This window comes from uncultured Corynebacterium sp. (assembly GCF_945649885.1).
Lineage (GTDB): Bacteria > Actinomycetota > Actinomycetes > Mycobacteriales > Mycobacteriaceae > Corynebacterium.
In genome coordinates this window covers 1-14,973 of record NZ_CALZFS010000065.1, presented here as the reverse complement: position 1 = coordinate 14,973, position 14,973 = coordinate 1, and the positions used below count along the sequence as shown (strand labels likewise).

The 14,973-nt window shown below is 58.0% G+C and carries 13 protein-coding genes; 4 read left to right on the top strand and 9 right to left on the bottom strand.

The annotated features are described in order from the left end of the window. The 4 genes from tal to pgl all read left to right on the top strand — a co-directional run. Positions 1 to 818 (top strand): transaldolase (gene tal, locus Q0M74_RS08400; RefSeq protein ID WP_293953350.1); only part of this gene is annotated, 818 nt, incomplete at its 5' end. Positions 819 to 927: 109 nt separating this feature from the next. Beyond that, positions 928 to 2,472, top strand: coding sequence for a glucose-6-phosphate dehydrogenase (gene zwf, locus Q0M74_RS08395; protein WP_293953348.1), 1,545 nt, complete (start codon positions 928 to 930; stop codon positions 2,470 to 2,472). 28 nt (positions 2,473 to 2,500) lie between these two features. Further along, the gene (locus Q0M74_RS08390) at positions 2,501 to 3,460 is read left to right on the top strand and encodes a glucose-6-phosphate dehydrogenase assembly protein OpcA (protein WP_293953346.1); all 960 of its coding nucleotides are present in this window, start codon (positions 2,501 to 2,503) and stop codon (positions 3,458 to 3,460) included. 13 nt (positions 3,461 to 3,473) lie between these two features. Next, positions 3,474 to 4,205: a 6-phosphogluconolactonase gene (pgl, locus tag Q0M74_RS08385; protein WP_293953344.1), complete on the top strand. Its 732-nt coding sequence runs from the start codon at positions 3,474 to 3,476 to the stop codon at positions 4,203 to 4,205. A gap of 135 nt (positions 4,206 to 4,340) precedes the next feature. On the opposite strand, the gene secG is transcribed toward pgl, so the two are convergent. From secG to Q0M74_RS08340, 9 genes are all read right to left on the bottom strand, one after another. Then, positions 4,341 to 4,574: a preprotein translocase subunit SecG gene (secG, locus tag Q0M74_RS08380; protein ID WP_293953342.1), complete on the bottom strand. Its 234-nt coding sequence runs from the start codon at positions 4,572 to 4,574 to the stop codon at positions 4,341 to 4,343. A gap of 136 nt (positions 4,575 to 4,710) precedes the next feature. Then, entirely contained in the window at positions 4,711 to 7,470 is a 2,760-nt protein-coding gene (gene ppc, locus Q0M74_RS08375; RefSeq protein WP_293953340.1) for a phosphoenolpyruvate carboxylase, read from the bottom strand. Between the two features lie 120 nt (positions 7,471 to 7,590). Continuing rightward, complete coding sequence (gene tpiA, locus Q0M74_RS08370; RefSeq protein ID WP_293953338.1) at positions 7,591 to 8,370, bottom strand: triose-phosphate isomerase; 780 nt, start codon at positions 8,368 to 8,370, stop codon at positions 7,591 to 7,593. 103 nt (positions 8,371 to 8,473) lie between these two features. Beyond that, entirely contained in the window at positions 8,474 to 9,691 is a 1,218-nt protein-coding gene (pgk, locus tag Q0M74_RS08365; protein WP_293953336.1) for a phosphoglycerate kinase, read from the bottom strand. Positions 9,692 to 9,886: 195 nt separating this feature from the next. After that, positions 9,887 to 10,891 carry a type I glyceraldehyde-3-phosphate dehydrogenase gene (gene gap / locus Q0M74_RS08360; RefSeq protein WP_293953334.1) on the bottom strand — a complete coding sequence of 335 codons (1,005 nt, stop codon included), beginning with the start codon at positions 10,889 to 10,891 and terminating at the stop codon, positions 9,887 to 9,889. A gap of 556 nt (positions 10,892 to 11,447) precedes the next feature. Then, positions 11,448 to 12,431, bottom strand: coding sequence for a DNA-binding protein WhiA (whiA, locus tag Q0M74_RS08355; protein WP_293953356.1), 984 nt, complete (start codon positions 12,429 to 12,431; stop codon positions 11,448 to 11,450). Positions 12,432 to 12,636: 205 nt separating this feature from the next. Then, positions 12,637 to 13,662 carry a uridine diphosphate-N-acetylglucosamine-binding protein YvcK gene (gene yvcK, locus Q0M74_RS08350; RefSeq protein ID WP_293953354.1) on the bottom strand — a complete coding sequence of 342 codons (1,026 nt, stop codon included), beginning with the start codon at positions 13,660 to 13,662 and terminating at the stop codon, positions 12,637 to 12,639. A gap of 57 nt (positions 13,663 to 13,719) precedes the next feature. Then, positions 13,720 to 14,616, bottom strand: a complete 897-nt coding sequence (gene rapZ, locus Q0M74_RS08345) for an RNase adapter RapZ (RefSeq protein ID WP_293953352.1) — start codon at positions 14,614 to 14,616, stop codon at positions 13,720 to 13,722. 128 nt (positions 14,617 to 14,744) lie between these two features. Next, positions 14,745 to 14,973, bottom strand: a 229-nt coding sequence (locus tag Q0M74_RS08340; RefSeq protein ID WP_293953332.1) for a helix-hairpin-helix domain-containing protein, incomplete at its 5' end; no start/stop codon positions are given.

Sequence of the window (14,973 nt, the reverse complement as noted above, 5' to 3'; positions counted from 1 at the left end):
ACCTGTTCACCGGTGTCTACGAGTCCACCGATGGCGCTGACGGACGCGTTTCCATCGAGGTTGACCCACGCATCTCCGCTGATGCAGATGCCACCTTCGCCCAGGCCAAGGAGCTGTGGGCCAAGGTTGACCGCCCGAACGTGATGATCAAGATCCCGGCCACCCCGGGTTCCCTGCCTGCCATCTCCGATGCACTGGCAGAGGGCATCAGCGTCAACGTGACCCTGATCTTCTCCGTTGAGCGTTACCGTCAGGTCATCAAGGCCTATATCGAGGGAGTCAAGCGTGCTGCCGACAACGGCCACGATGTCTCCAAGATCCACTCCGTGGCATCCTTCTTCGTTTCCCGCGTGGATGTCGAGATTGATAAGCGCCTGGAGGAGATCGGTTCCGAGGAGGCACTGGAACTTCGTGGCAAGGCCGGTGTCGCCAACGCGCAGCGCGCCTACGCCCTCTACCTAGAGCTCTTCGCCGAGGCTGACCTTCCAGAAGGTGCAAACACCCAGCGTCCACTGTGGGCCTCCACCGGTGTGAAGAACCCTGCCTACCCTGACACCCTGTACGTTTCCGAATTGGCTGGCCCGAACACCGTCAACACCATGCCGGAAGGTACTATCGACGCTGTACTTGAGCAGGGAAACCTGCACGGCGATACCCTCTCCAACTCCGCTGAGGAGGCCGAGGAAATCTTCACCAAGCTCAGCGCACTCGGTGTTGATCTCGGCGATGTCTTCGAAGTCCTCGAGAATGAAGGCGTGGAGAAGTTTGTGGCATCCTGGAGCGAGCTCCTGGAATCCATGGAAGCCCGCCTGAAGTAGTTTCCAACCAGCGCACATGCTGTTTCCGTAGCGGCCAGTAGCTAACGATCAACACGTGAAGCCTCTGGCCGTTTCATCATTGTCAAGAAAGGATCGTGACGCTTCCACTGTGAGCCCCAACACGACTCCCAACACCTGGTCCAATCCACTCCGCGATCCCCAGGACAAGCGACTGCCCCGCATCGCTGGCCCATCCGGCATGGTCATCTTCGGTGTCACCGGTGACCTCGCCCGTAAAAAGCTGCTGCCTGCAATTTATGATCTGGCCAACCGTGGCCTCCTCCCACCGGGTTTCGCACTCGTTGGTTATGGCCGACGCGACTGGTCTAAATCAGAGTTTGAACACTATGTTCGCGATGCCGTCGTGGAGGGTGCCCGCACGGACTTCCGTGAAAACGTCTGGACCCGACTGACTGAGGGCATGGAGTTTGTCCGTGGCAACTTTGATGATGACGTAGCCTTCGACAATCTCGCGGCAACCCTGAGACGTCTTGATGAAACCCGTGGCACCGCCGGCAACTGGGCGTATTACCTCTCTATTCCACCAGATTCCTTCGCAGCGGTCTGCCACCAGCTGGAGCGTTCCGGCATGGCTGAGTCCACTGCTGATTCCTGGCGTCGTGTGGTCATCGAGAAACCTTTCGGCAATGACCTGGAAACAGCACATGAACTCAATGAGACGGTCAACGCCGTATTCCCTGAGGAGTCTGTGTTCCGCATTGATCACTACCTGGGTAAGGAAACCGTCCAGAACATCCTGGCACTGCGTTTTGCCAACCAGCTCTTCGAACCACTATGGAATTCCAACTATGTTGATCACGTTCAGATCACCATGGCAGAGGATATCGGGTTGGGGGGCCGCGCCGGATACTATGACGGCATCGGCGCCGCCCGCGATGTCATCCAGAATCATCTGATCCAGCTGCTGGCGCTGGTGGCCATGGAGGAACCCATCTCCTTCACTCCCTCCCAGCTGCAGGCTGAGAAGGTCAAGGTGCTGCGTGCCACCAAGCCGTGCTACCCCATCGAGGAAAGCTCAGCACGTGGCCAGTACGGTGCCGGCTGGCAGGGCTCGGAATATGTCAAAGGACTGCGTGAGGAGGAAGGCTTTGATCCTGAATCCACCACGGAGACCTACGCTGCCTGCACCTTGGAGATCACTTCCCGCCGCTGGGCCGGTGTTCCTTTCTATCTGCGTTCCGGTAAGCGCCTGGGTAGGCGCGTAACCGAGATCGCCGTGGTGTTCAAGGATGCTCCACACCAGCCCTTTGATGAGGGTATGACTGCCTCCCTGGGTAATAACGCCATCGTGATCCGTGTGCAGCCGGATGAGGGTGTGCTGATCCGTTTCGGCTCCAAGGTGCCAGGCTCTGCCATGGAGGTCCGTGATGTGAACATGGACTTCTCCTATTCAGAGTCCTTCACCGAGGAATCCCCTGAGGCCTATGAGCGCCTCATCCTCGATGCGCTGCTGGATGAGTCCAGTCTCTTCCCCACCAATGAAGAAGTTGAACTCAGCTGGAAGATCCTGGACCCGGTTCTTGAGGTATGGGAAAAGGGCGGTCAGCCTGAAACCTATGCAGCCGGAACCTGGGGCCCCAAGAGTGGCGACGACATGCTCGCACGCAATGGCCACAGCTGGCGTAGGCCATAGGACGAGGACGTTAGGAACTTTATAACCCATGATTTTTGAGCTTCCAGATACAACAACCCGTGAAATCGCGAAAACCCTGTCGCGTCTTCGTGAGTCCGGAACGCAGGTCACCACCGGTCGCGTACTCACCCTGATCGTGGTGGTCAAGTCCGACAGTGATGTGGACACCATCACTGAATCCACCAATGAGGCATCCCGCGAGCATCCATCACGCGTGATCGTCTTGATCCTCGGCTCCAAGGAGGGTGAGACGAAGGTGGATGCGGAGGTACGCATCGGCGGTGATGCCGGTGCCTCTGAGATGATCATCATCCACCTCTCCGGACCGGTGGCTGGCAACCTGCAGTCTGTGGTCACTCCACTGCTGCTTCCTGACACCCCGATCGTTGCCTGGTGGCCTACCGATGCGCCGGCAGACCCCTCCACGAACTCCATCGGCAAGATTGCCCAGCGCCGCATCACCGATGCTCTGCATGGTGGCGAGGATTCTCTGGCTGATCGTGTGGAGCACTACCACCCAGGTGATACGGATATGACCTGGGCACGTCTGACCCAGTGGCGTGGTCTGGTGGCCTCCTCCCTCGACCACCCGCCACATGGTGAGATTGTGTCGGCACGGGTGGAGGGGCCGTCGACAAGCGTCTCGGTGGATCTTGCGGCAGGGTGGCTGGCCAGCCGACTGCAGGTGCCCGTGACTCGTGTCGCCACCGATGCGCCGACCGTGCCCTGCGATGAGGAAGGCACACCACTGCTAGCGGTTCAGCGTCTTGAGATTGAGCGCACCACCGGCACCATCGTGGTCAGCATCCAGGATGCGCACACGCTGCGTGTGGATCTGATCAACAGCGATATCCCACCATCACTGGTGGCGATTGGTCGACGCAGTGAATCCGACTGTCTGTCTGAGGAGCTGCGCCACATGGATCCTGATTATGGATACCAGCACGCTCTTTCCGGACTATCGCTGGTTAACCGAGTAAACGAGTAGGAGTTTCCCCCCCATGGTCAACATTGTCAATGCTACGGATACCACCGATCTGGTAAAACAGGCCGCTGAACGATTCATCACTGTGGCGAAAGCCGCAACTGTCCCGGGTGCCGGTGTCCACGGCGATGGCATCGCCCGCATCGTCCTCACCGGCGGTGGTGCAGGCATCAAACTGCTGGAGAAGCTCGCCGTCGACGGTGCCGAATTGAACTGGGATAACATCCATGTCTTCTTCGGCGATGAACGCAACGTGCCGGTGACAGATCCTGAGTCCAATGAGGGCCAGGCTCGCGAGGCACTGCTGTCCAAGGTCTCCATCCCGGAGTCCAACATCCACGGCTATCAGCTGCAGGGCCTGGATACTGATACCCTGGATGATTCCGCCCGCACCTATGAGGCCGTGCTCGAGGAGGTCGCCCCGGAGGGTTTCGATCTCCACCTGCTGGGCATGGGCGGCGAAGGCCATATCAACTCACTGTTCCCCCACACTGATGCGGTGCGTGAGGCAGAACGCACGGTGATCGCAGTGACTGATTCTCCGAAGCCACCTGCAGAGCGCGTCACCCTCACTCTGCCGGCCGTTCATTCCGCTCAGCGTGTCTGGCTGCTGGTGTCCGGCGCAGAGAAGGCTGAGGCAGCAGCCGCCATCATCAGTGGCCAGCCGGCCGTTGACTGGCCTGCTGCTGGCGCCACCGGTTCAGAGGAAACCCTGCTGTTCCTCACAGAGGATGCTGCCACCGCGTAGTCTTTGTCGACAACATCCCCCGCTGTGCGACACCGTGAAGGTGTTGCACAGCGGGGGTTTTGTGCCCTGGGCTAAAAACCACTGTGGCCTGCTTCCCTTTACAAGGAAAGCAGGCCACAGTGGTATTAACAGGTCTTAGGAATAAGCCTGGATGAGGTTTAGTGCCACGATGCAGACAATCCAGATGACCGCAGTCAGGATGGTGACGCGGTCCAGGTTCTTCTCCACCACGGTGGAGCCGGAAAGGTTGGACTGCACGCCGCCACCGAAAAGGCTGGAGAGGCCGCCGCCCTTGCCCTTGTGCAGGAGGACGAAGACCGTCATGAGCACGCTGGTGAGAACGAGGACGATTTGAAGCGTCAGTGCCATGTGGTGAATTTTCCTTTGCCGTTAAGTCTGTCCCTCACGCCCGTGGGAAGTTTCCCCGGGCAACTTGGAATAGTATACACCGCTTCTCTCCCCTGGGAGGAAACCGGGCCGATATCACATGTCCACAACCAGTTTTCTATCCTGAGTTGCGCAGCGCGGTGGCCAGCCCATTCATCGTCAACTGGATGTTTCGGGACACACTCGCACTGTCATCGCCGGAGCGATAGCGTCGCATCATCTCCACCTGGATGACATTCAGTGGCAGCAAGTAGGGGAAACGACTGCGCACAGAACGCGCCAGGGTGGGGTTATCATCCAGCAGGTCACCAGCACCGGTGACCCGGCAGAACATCTCCTTGGTCAGGAAATACTCCTCAAAGATGGTCTGGTAGATACGCTCAGCCACTTCCCTATCCGGAATGAGATCCGAATACAGCTTGGCCAACCTCAACTCTGCCTTACTCATGACCTGTGCCATGTTATCCAGCACCGAGGTGAAAAATGGCCAGCGCCGGTTGAGTTCCTGCAGCTCCTCAAGACGTTCCTGGGCCTGCTCGCCCTCCCCGATCCAGTCTTTAAGAGCGGTGCCCACACCAAACCAGCCCGGCAGCATGACACGTGACTGTGACCAGCTCAGCACCCAGGGAATCGCGCGGAGGTCCTCCACCGTATTGGTCTGTTTACGTGAGGAGGGTCGGGAACCGATGTTGAGGGATCCGATCTCCTGCATCGGGGTGGACTGGGTGAAATAAGAAATGAAACCCGGATCCTCATGGATCAGGGAGGAATACTTCTTAAAACTCAGCTCTGCGATCTCCTCCATCGCCTGATGTGCACGTGCCCGGTTGGGCAACTCCACATCATCTAAAAGTGAGGCCTCCAGTGTTGCCGAGACCAGGGCTTCAAGATTGCGCCTGGCAGTGGCAGGATGTCCATATTTGGCTGAGATGATCTCGCCCTGTTCCGTGACGCGTACCGCACCCTGGACTGCACCCTTGGGTTGGGCCAGGATGGCATCATAGGATGGTCCCCCACCACGGCCGACGGTTCCACCACGACCATGGAACAGACGCAGCTTCACCCCGGCGCGCTTACACAGTTCCACCAGGTTCAGTTCAGCGTCATAGAGTCCCCAGTTGGCGGAGAAGTATCCGCCGTCCTTGTTGGAGTCAGAGTAGCCGAGCATGACTTCCTGGACGCTGTCGCGCTGTTCCAGGTAGTTGCGGTAGAGGTCGATTTCCCATAGTTCCTCCAGGATGGCGGCTCCGCGTTGGAGGTCATCGATGGTTTCAAATAGTGGGATAACATCAATGTCGCCGGTTGGTGTGGTGCCGTTGGCGGTGATCATGCCGAATTCCTTGAGCAGGACCATTGGCTCGAGGATGTCGGTCACAGATGAGGCCATGGAGATGATGCAGTGTGGCACTGTCCAGGGGCCGAATTTTTGTGCTGCTTCAGCGGCCTCGGCGAAGATGCCCAGTTCTCTGCTGGTGACTTCGGAGTATTCCCAGTCACCATGTGGGATGAGTGGGCGTGGGCTGCTCAATTCCTTCAGCAGCAGCGTGGTCTTCTCGTCTTCTGACAGGGCTGAGTAGTTCTCTGTGGCCTGTGCGGTGGCGAAGAGTTCGGTAAGTACCTCTTCGTAGCTCTCTGAATTCTGACGCAGGTCCAGGGAGTAGAGGTTGAAGCCGAAGCTGTCTGCTGCGGAACGGACCATGGCCAGGCGGTCATCGGCGATGATGTCATCGCGGGACAGTCGCAGGGAAGTATCAACGATATTGAGGTCGCGTTTGAAGTCATCGGGTCCGCCATAGGGTTCGAAGGTTGTGAACCAGGTTCCCTCAATGGAGTCTTCGCCGATCAGCTTGGCCGTGGTTGCCAGGATACGTCCGCGCATGCCGTGGATGGCGCGTCGATAAGGCTCGTCCACACGGCTGGGGACATCATTCTGGCCGGCGTCAGCCAGTTTGCGCAGTTCATCGGTGATCTCATTCATACGATCCGACAGACTGAGCTCGTGTTCCAGGGCATGGAGTTGCTTGGCGTAGTACTTGAGCACAGTTTCTGCTGCGCGGTGTGTGGCGTAGTTGACGGTGTCTGCGGTGACATAGGGGTTACCGTCATGGTCACCACCGATCCAGGAGCCTGGTTTGACTAGGGCGACTTCGGGAACACCTTCGCCAAAGCGGTTGGTCAGTTCCTTGGTGACATCGTGGTTGATCCGTGGGATCTCTTCCAGCAGGCTCAGTTTGTAGTAGCGCAAGCCCACCTCGATCTCGTCCTCGATGCGGGGGCGGGCAACGCGGATCAGTGCGGTCTGCCAGAGGATAGTGATGCGGCGACGGATATCGTGTTCGATGGAATCCAGTCGGGACTGGGTGCGGGCGTTCTCCGGAGCCGCAATAACCAGATGGCGTTCATTCATCAGTGCCGTGATGTGTTTCTGGGCATCAAAGACTGTTCGTCGACGGGTCTCCGTGGGGTGCGCGGTCAACACCGGGGCTACCTGGGCGTTCCGGATAACCTTGACCACGTCCTGCGTCGTCACCTGGGCTTCATTCAGCTTTTTCCAGGTGGCGTCAAGGGTGCTGTCCGGTGCGGTGTCACCTGCATCCAGGGAGCGTTCCCGGGCGGCGGCATCGTGGAGGTCCTCCGCCAGGTTGGCCAACAGTGCAAAGTGGGTGAAGGCGCGTGCCACCGGAGTGGCCACACCTGGGCTGATTCCCGCGAAGACCTCCACGAGGCTGTCCATCTCAGCGTTGCCCTTGGCAATTTCAAAGGAGGTTTGTCGGGCGCTTTCCACCAGCTCGTAGATATCAGTGCCCTCCTGCTCTGCAATCACCTCACCGAGCAGGCGTCCGAGAAAGCGGATGTCATCACGTAGAAGATCATTCACGGAAAAAGTCAGCTCCTATAAGTAAAACGGCCCGCCGCGGACCTTCCTGGCGAAAGGCGTCTCGGCGGGCGGATTTTAACAATGTGTTGTGTCTAGAGAGTTATCTTCAGGACAGCTTTCTTAGACGGCATCTGCTGCGTTGATGGCAAGCTTGGCAAAAACCTCACCATCGAGGGAGGCGCCACCGACGAGGCCACCATCGACATCATCCTGGCCGATGATTTCCGCGATGGTCTCCGCCTTGACGGAACCTCCATAGAGAATGCGGATGCCATCAGCGGTCTCCTCGCCGGCGAGCTCAGCGATAAGGCCGCGGATTGCCTTGCAGACTTCCTGGGCGTCTGCTGCAGAAGCGACCTTACCGGTGCCGATGGCCCAGACTGGCTCATAGGCGATGACGGTGTTGGCCAGGTCCTCAGCGGACAGTCCTGCGAGTGAACCCCGGGTCTGCTCGATGACATGGTCAACGTGGGTACCCGCTTCACGGATTTCCAGTGGCTCACCTACACAGACGATGGGGCTGATGCCCTTGCCCAGGGCTGCCTTGGCCTTAGCTGCGACAAGTTCATCGTTTTCCTGGTGGTACTCACGGCGCTCAGAGTGTCCCACAACGACCCAGGAGCAGTTCAGCTTGGCCAGCATCGCTGCTGAGATCTCACCGGTGTAGGCACCGGACTCATGTTGGGAGACGTCCTGCGCACCATAGGTGATCTTCAGCTTGTCACCTTCAACCAGGGTCTGCACGGAGCGCAGATCGGTGAAGGGGACGGTGACTGCAACGTCAACCTTCTCGTAGTAATCCTTGTGAAGTGCAAATGCCAGCTTCTGGACAGTTCCGATGGCCTGCTGGTGGTCCAGGTTCATCTTCCAGTTACCTGCGATGAGTGGTTTACGTGCCATGGATGACACACCTTCCTTTTACGTGGCCATGGAAACTGGCCGTTGATCGGGATGAGAGTTCTACGGTTGAGCATCAACAGGGGGAGGCTCCCCCTGTGCTGGTCTAGCTCTTCAGGATGGCAACGCCTGGGAGTTCCTTGCCCTCCAAGAACTCCAGTGATGCTCCGCCACCGGTGGAGATATGGGAGAAGCCCTCTTCGTTCAGTCCGAGTACGCGCACAGATGCTGCAGAATCGCCGCCACCGACGACAGAGAATGCGCCGTTGTTGGCTGTGGCATCGAGGATCGCCTGAGCAACACCGCGGGTGCCATCAGAGAAGGCCTCGAATTCGAAGACACCCATCGGGCCGTTCCAGAAGATGGTCTTGGCGGCACCGAGGACCTCAGCGAACTTCTCGACGGATTTTGGCCCGATGTCCAGGGAGAGCCAGCCCTCAGGTGCGGAGTCAAGATCAGCAGTGGTCTTTTCTGCATCCTTGGAGAACTCGGAAGCCCAGACCAGGTCGACCGGGAGGACGATCTTGTCGCTGAAACGCTCGAGGAGATCCTTACAGGTATCGATCATCTCCTCCTGCAGCATGGACTTCTGAACGTCGTAGCCCTGTGCCTTGAGGAAGGTGTAGCACATGCCGCCACCGATGATGATGGAATCAGCTTTACCGGCAAGTGCCTCGATGACTCCGAGCTTGTCAGAGACCTTGGATCCGCCAAGTACCACCACGTAGGGTGCTTCTGGCTTTTCTGCGATCTTGTCGAGTACGGAGATCTCAGTTTCGACCAGTCCGCCGGCGTAGTGAGGAAGACACTTGGCAATGTCGTAGACAGAGGTCTGCGCGCGGTGGACAACGCCGAAACCATCAGAGACGAATGCCCCGTTGTCTGCTGCCAGCTCTGCGAGCTGTGCTGCGAACTCTGCGCGCTCTGCCTCATCCTTGGAGGTTTCACGGGGGTCGAAGCGGACATTTTCCAGCAGGAGGATGTCGCCTTCGGTGAGTCCGTTAGCACGCTCGTGGGCATCTTCGCCGACGACGTCTGCTGCCAGTGCCACGTATTGTCCGAGTTCATCGGAGAGTGCCTCAGCCACTGGTGCGAGGGAGTACTTTTCGTTGACTTCACCCTTGGGGCGGCCGAGGTGTGCCATGACGATGACCTTGGCACCTGCTTCGCTGAGCGCCTGGAGGGTCGGCAGGGAGGCGATGATCCGGCCCTTGTCGGTGATTTCACGATCATCATTCAATGGAACATTGAAGTCAGAACGAACGATGACGTGACGTCCGTCGACGCCTTCGTCGAGCAGGTCCTTCAGGGTCTTTACAGCCATGCCGTACTCCTTGGAGTTAGATAACGAAAGTTTCTTGATGTGGACTTCTAGCAGTCGCACCTAAATTGTATTGAAAGAGACACTAAATGGCCCGGGGTGTGCCGAGGCACACCCCGGGCCACCGGGTAGGTCACAGTGCACGCTGGTCCGTTAAATGATTTTAAAGGTTGTGAGCTGTGCCTTTGAGTGCTGACCTTAGAGCTTGGATGCGACGAGCTCAGTCAGACGCAGCAGCTGGCAGGTGTAACCCCACTCGTTGTCGTACCAGGAGACAACCTTGACGGTGTTGCCGGAGACCTTGGTCAGGCCTGCATCAAAGATGGAACCGTGGGGATCGGTGATGATGTCCGTAGATACCAGTGGCTCCTCGGTGTAGGCCAGGGTCTCGCCCAGCTCGCCGACAGCAGCTTCCTTGATGGCGGCATTGACTGCCTCGACGGTGACCTCAGAGTTGGTGGTGAAGGTCAGGTCGGTGGCGGAACCGGTGATGACTGGGACACGCAGTGCGTAGCCATCAAGCTTGCCCTTGAGCTCTGGGAGCACCAGGGCGACTGCCTTGGCTGCACCGGTGGAGGTGGGGACGATGTTGACGGCTGCGGCGCGGGCACGACGCAGATCCTTGTGTGGCGCATCGTGGAGACGCTGGTCGCCGGTATAGGCGTGGATGGTGGTCATGAGACCGTTCTCAATGCCGAACTTATCGTTGAGAACCTTGGCCATCGGAGCCAGGCAGTTGGTGGTGCAGGATGCGCCGGAGATGATGTGGTGGTTCTCGGGATCATAATCCTGGTGGTTCACGCCGTAAACGAAGGTTGCGTCCTCGTTCTTGGCAGGCGCGGAGATGAGAACCTTCTTGGCGCCAGCATCAATGTGAGCCTTGGCAGCTTCAGCGTCGGTGAAGAAACCAGTGGACTCGATGACAATGTCAACGTTATGTGCAGCCCAGTCGAGATTCTTCGGGTCACGTTCTTCATAAACGGCAATACGCTTGCCACCAACGGTGATGGAGTCCTCATCATATTCAACCTCTTCGGAGAGGCGTCCGAGAATAGAGTCGAACTTCAGGAGGGTGGACAGTGTTTTGTTATCGGTCAGATCATTGACCGCCACAATCTCGAGGTCATCGCTGCGCTCGAGGACTGCACGGTAGAAGTTGCGTCCGATGCGGCCAAAACCATTGATACCAACACGAATAGTCATGTTCTTGCTCCTCTGAAAATGATTGTGCATGTCCATTACCTGGAATGCTCAGGGGAATCCTGAAGCACTTCCGCTGCTAACCAGGCTCACTCGTTAAAATCTGAGACTCAGCCAACACCCGAATCTACCGATCCTGGCTGGGTCACTGATTTCTCCTCATGTTAACCTGCTTCCGATTTTAGCGCCGAAGTCCGGAAAATGCATGAGTTTTAAAAATGACCGGACACAATCAAAAATTGCCATTTGCTCAAACGGGGGTGAAATCCCACTCTTTTCCCATGTTGGATGATCACTCTCTGCGAAAGAAATATGGGCTGGCGAGAATTCACCCCCACCCGGGGTGGGGCATGCCCCACTTCACAACACGGCACTAACGGTCAAGAAAATCGCAACCCCATCCACATTGTGACGTAACTCACTCCCCGGTGGTGCTGCTCCCCCAGTTTCCGCACCGGCCCGGTGTCGTTTTACCACCATTCAGGACAACCCCACTACCCCTTCCTCCTCCCTGCACCCTACGTCGCCCTGCCCGTCGCCATGAGGGGGACAGTGCTGGCTACATTTCGTCGAGAAGCCCCTCGGTCACCGCTGAATTCGTATCTGGAATACCGGTATCCTTCGCCCTCTTGTCCGCCATGGTCAACAGACGTCGGATCCTGCCTGCAACCGCATCCTTGGTCATCTGGGGATCAGCAAGACGCCCGAGCTCTTCCAGGGAGGCCTGTCGGTGTTGCACCCTTAACTGCCCCGCCTCAGCCAAATGCTCTGGAACATCATCACCGAGAATCCGCATGGCCCTTTCCACACGGGCAGCAGCTGCCACAGCTGCCCGCGCCGATCTGCGCAGGTTTGCATCGTCAAAGTTGGCAAGACGATTCGCTGGGGTCCGCACTTCCCGCTTGATCCGTTTCTCCTCCCAGATCATCCGGGACCGCTGTGCACCGATCCGGGTCAATAATGCCCCGATCGCCTCGGAATCTCGAACAACCACACGATCAGAACCACGGGAATCTTTCGTCTTCGCGGTCACACCAATCCGCCTAGCACATCCGACCATGGCCAAGGCAGCCTCCTGACCTGGGCAGACAATCTCCAGAGCGGAGGAACGTCCCGGCTCAGTCAGTGAACCTGCAGCCAGGAAGGCACCACGCCAGGCAGCCTCAGCATCACTGATCGTCCCTGAAACAACCTGCGGAGACAGTCCACGGATGAGATGCCCGGAGCGGGTGACCAAGCCGGTCCGACGGGCGATCTCATCAGCATTATTGATGATGCGCACGAGGTAGCGAGGGTTTTTGCGTGCACCACTCGGGGTGACCGTATGCACCTGCACCTCTGTCGCATAGAGCTGCTTGATGAAGTCCCGGAGGCGATGGGCCACCGCGATGCTGTCTAAATTGACCTCGATGATCAAACGCCCGGCAACCGCCTGCATCTCACCGGAAAATCTCAGGAGAGCAGAGATCTCTGCTGCCTTGGCGCTGGGTCGTGTCACGTTGACGCCGGTCAGTTCTTCTTTGATATCAGTTGTCAGTGACAAGGTCATGCCTTCCTCGCACCACGGGATGTTATTTCCCCGGTAGCACTCTCATCGCCACCGGTTGCCCGCAGTTATAAAAATTTCCAATAGCCCAGTTTAGCTGGCAGGGCGGTAACACTGTGGGGAGGCCAAGCTGATTGATCAGCATGGCCTCCCCACAGCACTGCTCCCCTGTCAGTTTTCGTAGCTGCTGTCTCCTGAGCAATTACACACGCGTGCGGATCGCCGCGTACTCACTCAGAAGTGCTGAACACAGCTTGGCGGGGTCATGGACACTGGTGAACCTACCGCGACCATCTTCCGCGCGTACATCATGGAAACCGACTTCTGCGCCCAATGCCCTGGCGGCGCGTTCCATATGGGTCCGCTCAGAAGGCAAGGTGATGGTTCCAGAATCAATGAGGATCCGGTCAATGCTCAGGTTGCGGGCGTGTTGTCTCAGGACATGAATATGTCGCTCGGCAGAAAAGCCCGCTGTTTCACCTGGTTCAGCAGTGAGGTTGAGAACAACCACCTTGGCGGCCTCTGTCTGCGCCAGAGCGTCAACGATCTCCGGCACGAGAATATGGGGGATGACCGAGGAGAACCAGGAACCGGGCCCTAAGGTGACCAGATCCGCATCCAGGATTGCTTGGACAGCCTCCGAGTTGGCTTCGGGATCCTCCGGAATGAGTCGGACCCGGCGGACCTGGCCTGGGGTGGCTGCCACAGCAACCTGTCCACGGACCTGCCGCATCAGGCGCGGATCCTTGTCCAGACCGGATACCTCGGCTTCGATATCAAGTGGTTCCACGCATACCGGCAGCACGCGTCCCTTCGATCCGGCAATTTCAGCAACACGATCAAGAGCATTCTGAGAGGTACCGAGAATATCCGTCAGTGCCACGATAAGGAGATTGCCCAGAGCATGGCCAGCGAGTGCTCCGTGCCCACCGAAACGGTGTTGCAGAAGGCGTTCCCACTGCTCCCCTTCCCAATCATCAGAAGTCAGGGCAGCCAGTGCCATGCGGAGATCCCCCGGCGGAATCTGTCCGAGCTCATGCCGGATTCTTCCGGATGAGCCACCATCATCGGCAACAGTGACAATGGCATTGATCATCTCCGGTCCACAGCTGCGGGCAGCCCGGAGCGTCTGAAACAGTCCATGTCCACCTCCCAGACTGGTGATGGTGCGGGGGGCGTCTGCACCGGTAGGAGGCGTGGAGACGTCAGAGATCAAATCAGGAACCATTTCGGCAGGGGAATCAGGGGTGTTATACAGCGAGGTCATTGAATTTCCCACTCCCCCCTAATTGCGGTCGATGTCACGGTGAACCACCGACACATCCAGGTCGGTTTTCTCATTCAGGCGACGTGCCAGCTCTTCGGAGACAGCCACCGACCTGTGGTGCCCACCGGTACAACCGATGGCCACGGTGATGAAGTTCTTCCCCTCATGCCGGTATCCCGGCAGCATGCCATCGAGCATGGTGACAAAGTTGTCCAGGAACTCCTCCGCACCCTTCTGCCCCAGGACATAATCAGATACCGGCTTATCCACACCTCGGAATGGGCGGAGCTCAGGTACCCAGAATGGATTGGGGAGGAATCGCACATCTACGATGAAGTCCGCATCACGTGGGGAGCCGTGTTTGAAACCGAAGGATTCAATCGTGACATGCTGAATCCGCTTGACGATGGTCCGGAAGGAGGATTCAATCGCCCGGCGCAGATCGTGCACTGACAGCTCGGAGGTGTCGATGACAACATCGGCATCCTCCTTGAGCGTTGACAGCATCTGACGCTCACGTTCAATACCGACCTGGAGGGTCTGGCTGCCCTGGAGAGGGTGCGTACGACGCACGTTATCGAAACGTCGGATCAGTTCATCATCACGGGCATCAAGGAACAGCACCGTAGGTGCGAGGTTCTTCTCCTCGAGCTCGGTGATGGTTTCCCGGAGACCACCGCGGAACTCGCGGGAACGGACATCACAGACCACAGCAACCTTATCCACCGGCGAATCCTCCTTGGCACACATCTCCACCAGGGGCAGGATCATCTGCGGTGGTAGGTTGTGGGACACATACCAACCGAGATCCTCAAGGACACGGGCTGCAGTGCTGAGACCGGCACCGGACATGCCGGTGACGATGACAGGAGTGAAGGTCGTGTCATGGTTGGAGCTTTGCGCGGAGTCGGGCATCGTTGAGCCAGCGGATTGGTTCATGTCTACATACTAGCCAGAGCATCCGACACAGGTTCGCCGATGGCCCTCATCAATATCTCTCAACGGTTGTTTACATGTTCTGCCTCGTCCCACCTGGGGCGTGTCTATGCCTCGTTGTGCAAGGACTCATGAACACTGGCGGCAAGTTTCGGGCCGAAACCCTTCACCTCGGTGATCTGTTCCACAGATGCTTCTTTGAGCTTCGCCACCGAACCAAAATGCTTCACCAGTTCAGTTCTGCGGGTCTGTCCCAGTCCTTTGATGCCATCAAGTTCCGATACCCGCATCCGCTTGGAACGTTGCTGACGGTGATAGGTGATGGCAAACCGGTGT

What these genes read in the sequence shown, in the direction of transcription:
- Q0M74_RS08390 (WP_293953346.1), top strand. Translation starts at nt 2,501, where the DNA reads ATGATTTTTGAGCTTCCAGATACAACAACCCGTGAAATCGCGAAAACC.
- pgl (WP_293953344.1), top strand. Translation starts at nt 3,474, where the DNA reads ATGGTCAACATTGTCAATGCTACGGATACCACCGATCTGGTAAAACAG.
- secG (WP_293953342.1), bottom strand. Translation starts at nt 4,574, where the DNA reads ATGGCACTGACGCTTCAAATCGTCCTCGTTCTCACCAGCGTGCTCATG.
- tpiA (WP_293953338.1), bottom strand. Translation starts at nt 8,370, where the DNA reads ATGGCACGTAAACCACTCATCGCAGGTAACTGGAAGATGAACCTGGAC.
- pgk (WP_293953336.1), bottom strand. Translation starts at nt 9,691, where the DNA reads ATGGCTGTAAAGACCCTGAAGGACCTGCTCGACGAAGGCGTCGACGGA.
- gap (WP_293953334.1), bottom strand. Translation starts at nt 10,891, where the DNA reads ATGACTATTCGTGTTGGTATCAATGGTTTTGGCCGCATCGGACGCAAC.
- yvcK (WP_293953354.1), bottom strand. Translation starts at nt 13,662, where the DNA reads ATGGTTCCTGATTTGATCTCTGACGTCTCCACGCCTCCTACCGGTGCA.
- rapZ (WP_293953352.1), bottom strand. Translation starts at nt 14,616, where the DNA reads ATGCCCGACTCCGCGCAAAGCTCCAACCATGACACGACCTTCACTCCT.